Origin of the sequence: Flavobacterium sp. (genome assembly GCF_046153165.1) — a bacterium.
In the GTDB taxonomy this organism is placed as follows: Bacteria; Bacteroidota; Bacteroidia; order Flavobacteriales; family Flavobacteriaceae; genus Flavobacterium.
Map to the genome: position 1 here is coordinate 1 of NZ_JBJXEN010000060.1, position 4711 is coordinate 4711.

Here is a 4711-nt window from a genome sequence, read left to right on the forward strand (position 1 = left end):
TTTTTCAGAATTTATAATATCGTGAAAAGTATCATTCATTTTTACTGGATTTATTATTAGGAATTGTGCAACCACTTTGGCCACAGCCTAAATTAAAAATTACTTGAAACAAGAAAAAAATCCCAAAAGCAATAAAAAACCATTGACCAGTTGTGTAAGCTTGGCTAAATAAAAATAGTGCAAATACTAATCTTACCCATCGCATTAAATGCCAATTTGTAAATAATAATTGTTTCATTTTTACTTGTTTAGTAATTGATCTATTTTGTTCCAAGTACCGCCATTAATGACATTTGTAAAACCATTTTGTTCTAATATAGATTTGGCTTGACTGCTTCTCATTCCGCTTCTGCAAAATACTACGATATTATTTTTTCCTTTAAATTTTGCTATTTGACTTTTTATTTGGTCTAAAGGAATATTTGCGGAACCTTTTACATGACCAGATAAATATTCTCCTTGAGAACGAACATCTACTAAGAAAGCACCTTCATTGACAATTTTTTTCAAATCATCATTATTACTTGAAAATATATTTTTTAGAAATTCAAACATGGTTAATTTATTTTAATTAAATTTTTAAAATTTTGCTTTGGCAAACAAAATCGGTTTTTGGAAGAGGTGTTTTAGAGATAGCGTTAAAACCTCCTTCAATCTCACTGAAATTTCTATATCCTCTAGCTTGTAATATTGATGCGGCAATCATACTACGATAACCAGCTGCACAATGTATATAAAAATGTTCTTGAGGGTTTATATTTTTTATCCAATCATTGATATATGCTAGTGGTTTGTTATATGCTTCTTCGATATGTTCTGCGCTATATTCACTTTCTTTACGAATATCAATAATTTTACTTTCACCTATTTTTACTTCGCCTGCAAATTGTTCGGCAGTAATTCTCTTTATGGTATCTGTTTCTTTTCCAGAGTTTATCCATGTTTCAAAACCACCTTTTAAATGACCTAGTAAGTTATCAAAACCTACTCGACTTAATCTAGTAATTGTTTCTTCTTCTTTACCAACTTCAGATACTATGAGAATAGGTTGATTTACATCGGCAATTAACGCGCCAACCCAAGGAGCAAAATCTCCTGATATTCCTATATTGATTGATTGCGGAATATGTCCTTTATAAAAATCAGAACTATTTCTGGTGTCTAAAATAAGTGCTCCAGTTTCATCTGCAGCCACTTCAAATTCAGAAGCATTCAGTGCTTTCATACCATTATTAAGAACATTTTCGAAACTAGGTATTCCTGATTTATTCATGGCTACATTCATACCAAAATAAGCAGGAGGAGGCAACAGACCATCAGTTACTTCGATCACAAATTCAGCCTCAGTCATATTGGCTCGTAATGCATAATTATGCTGTTTTTGCTCTCCAATTGTTGATACCGTTTCTTTACTCATGTTTTTTCCGCAAGCACTTCCAGCACCATGGGCAGGATATACAATTACATCATCTCCTAAAGTCATTATTTTGTCCCGTAGCGAATGAAAAAGAATCGCTGCTAGTTGTTCTTGTGTCATTGTAGCCGCTTTTTGTGCTAAATCAGGTCTTCCTACATCGCCTATGAATAATGTGTCTCCAGAAAATATGGCGTAATCTTTATCATTTTTATCAATAAGTAAAAATGTTGTGCTTTCCATTGTGTGACCTGGAGTATGAAGCACTTTAATAGTAATATTTCCTATTTTGAATATTTGATTGTCCTCGGCGATTATAGCATCAAAAGTTGGATTAGCTGTTGGTCCATATACAATTTTAGCCCCAGTTTGTTGACTTAAATCTACGTGACCTGACACAAAATCTGCATGAAAATGAGTTTCAAAAATATATTTAAGCTTTACCTTATCTCTTTCTAATCGGTCAAGATAAGGTTGAATTTCACGAAGGGGATCTATTATTGCGGCCTCACCATTTGAAGTTATATAATATGCTCCTTGTGCTAAACATCCTGTATAAATTTGTTCTATTTGCATAGTAATCTATTTTAATTTAGATACAAAAATAAGATATATTTCTTCTATTTGCGGTGACTTATGTTACAATACAAAAAACCTTAAGAAAATTATAACATTTATTAGGAATTATATTTTAGATATTATAATAAGGTTGTGGGACATACATAATCGGTTATTGGTAATAATGTGTTTTTTATGCCAGAAAACCCGTCGCTTACATCTACAAAATTATCAAACCCTTTTTGTTTTAATATTGATGCGGCAATCATGCTACGATAACCTCCTGCACAATGTATAATGAATGGTTCATTCTTTGGGAACTCAGTAATGTGTTGGTAAATCTCATTAAGTGGAATATTTATTGCATTAATAAGATGTTCCGAATTAAATTCACTTCGTTTTCTAATATCTATAATGGTGTATGGTTTATTAGTTAGTTTTTCTTCTAATTCTTTTGCAGAAATTCTATTTACGAGATTAGTGTTTTGGTTGGTATTTTTCCATGTTTCAAATCCACCATCTAAATAGCCTATAGTATTGTCATAACCTATACGAGATAATCTAATTATAGATTCTTCTTCTTTGCCTATTTCTGCTACCAATAAAATAGGTTGTTTAATATCAGCTATTATTTCACCTACCCATTGTGCAAAGCTTCCGTCTAAACCTATATTAATACTGTTTGGCATGAAGCTTTTAGCAAACTCGGCTGCTGGTCGTGTATCAAGTATTATAGCTTTTGTTTCTTTGGCTTTAAGCTCAAATTCAGTTGGAGATAATGGTTTTTTGCCACGTAATAGTATATTGTCTAAACTATCATATCCAGTAATATTCATAATTACATTTTTTGGGAAATAGGCGGGAGGAGGAGTAAGTCCTGTTAGCAATTCTATTACAAATTCATCCTCAGTTAAGTTTGGGTTTAAAGCATAATTTGTTTTTTTCTGATTGCCTAAAGTATCCGTTGTTTCCTTACTCATGTTTTTACCACAAGCACTTCCAGCGCCATGATTAGGATATACTATTAAATCATCTGATAAAGGCATGATTTTATTTCTTAATGAATGATACAGGTGACGGGCTAATTTATCTTGAGTTAAATCTGCAATTACGTGTTGTGCAAGGTCAGGTCTTCCTACATCACCAATAAATAAAGTATCTCCAGTTATAATTCCTTGTTCTTTTTTATTTTCATCAATTAGAAGAAAACAAGAGCTTTCCATAGTGTGACCAGGAGTATGTATTAGTTTTATTGTAGCTTTACCAATGGAGAATAATTCGCCATCTTTCCCAATATGAGCTTCAAAACCAGTTTTCATTTCTGTGGGACCGTATACGATAGTTGCACCAGTTTTTTTCGCTAAGTCTATATGACCTGACACAAAATCTGCGTGAAAATGTGTTTCGAAAATATATTTTAGTTTAACACCATCTCTTTGTAATCTATCTAGGTAAGGCTTGGTTTCACGAAGTGGATCAACAATAGCTGCTTCATTGTTTGAGGTGATATAATATGCAGCTTCTGCAAGACAATTTGTATATATTTGTTCTACTTGCATAATGTAAATTAGTTTAATGTTTAAACAAATTTAAAAGCTATATTTAATATAAAAGGTGATAAAAATCATAATAAAACGTTCTTCATCGTTTTCGATTTATTTACCGTTTCTATAAATTCATTTTCGGGCACACTACCCTTTGTAATACCGCAACCAATATATATGTTTACCAAATTGTTTTCGATATTGATACATCTCAAATTAACAAATAAATCAGATTTGTTATTTCTAAAAGTTGCAAAATCTATATTTAATTCTCCTAAGAAACCAGTATAAAAAGTTCTGTCATACCCTTCATTCTCTATGATGAACTGCATGGCTATTTCTTTAGGTAAACCACAAACAGCTGGTGTTGGATGTAATTTTTCTATAATATTCTTAAAATCATTTTTAAAATTAATTACTGCCTCAATATCAGTTTTAATATGAACAATGTTTCCTGCTCGAAAAGTATATGGTTTTGAAAATGAAATTTCAGTACTATATTTTTTTAAATTATCTAAAATAAAATCGGTTACAAATTGTTGTTCTTGTTCTTCTTTTTCTTCCCAAATGTATTTTTCGCTTTCGGAATAAGGTTGAGTTCCCGCAAAAGAAACAGTTTTTACTCTGTTTTCGGATGATTGCAAAAATTGTTCAGGTGTTGCTCCCATCCAAAAACCAATTTTTGGGTGATAAAAACAATATTTAAATGTATTCTGATAATTAAAAATCAATTTATTAAATGACTTTTCGAAATCAAAATTTTCAATTTCAAGACTTTCCTTTCTGGATAAAACTACTTTGTCAAATAGGTTGTTTTGTATTGAAGCTATTCCTTTTTTGACTAAATTTTCAAAAGCTATTTTTGTATTCGAATTAATATTTGAATCAATTTTAGTTTCTATAAAATAATTAATTTCGCTTATGGTTTCTATGTAAACATCTGATTCATTTCTAGGAATTAAATATTTTTTTTTTCCATCAAAAGAAACAAAAGCAAATCCAACTTCTTCAAAATTATCTATTTCGAATAGGTTGTCATTTTTTTGAAAAATACCAATTAACTTATCAGAATTGGGTTTGCAATAAATTACAAAAGGCATTTTTTTGTTGAGAAAATCCTTTCCTTTATTAAAAATAATACTCATTTTGGTTTTAAATTTTTCTCTTAGGTAAAACCATATTTGTTAATTTACAA

General features: G+C 30.5%; 5 protein-coding genes. All 5 read right to left on the reverse strand.

Annotated features, from left to right (window positions below):
- Window positions 1-31: 31 nt before the first annotated feature.
- On the reverse strand, window positions 32-238 hold the full coding sequence (locus tag ACKVOV_RS06980; RefSeq protein ID WP_409206042.1) for a hypothetical protein: 207 nt from the start codon (window positions 236-238) through the stop codon (window positions 32-34).
- 2 nt (window positions 239-240) lie between these two features.
- The gene (locus ACKVOV_RS06985; RefSeq protein WP_409206043.1) at window positions 241-555 is read right to left on the reverse strand and encodes a rhodanese-like domain-containing protein; all 315 of its coding nucleotides are present in this window, start codon (window positions 553-555) and stop codon (window positions 241-243) included.
- A 16-nt stretch (window positions 556-571) separates the two neighbouring features.
- A complete protein-coding gene (locus ACKVOV_RS06990) occupies window positions 572-1990 on the reverse strand; it encodes an MBL fold metallo-hydrolase (RefSeq protein ID WP_409206044.1) in 1419 nt (472 codons plus the stop codon).
- Between the two features lie 122 nt (window positions 1991-2112).
- Window positions 2113-3531 carry an MBL fold metallo-hydrolase gene (locus tag ACKVOV_RS06995; protein ID WP_409206045.1) on the reverse strand — a complete coding sequence of 473 codons (1419 nt, stop codon included), beginning with the start codon at window positions 3529-3531 and terminating at the stop codon, window positions 2113-2115.
- A gap of 65 nt (window positions 3532-3596) precedes the next feature.
- Complete coding sequence (locus tag ACKVOV_RS07000; RefSeq protein WP_409206046.1) at window positions 3597-4616, reverse strand: chorismate-binding protein; 1020 nt, start codon at window positions 4614-4616, stop codon at window positions 3597-3599.
- Window positions 4617-4711: the final 95 nt, after the last annotated feature.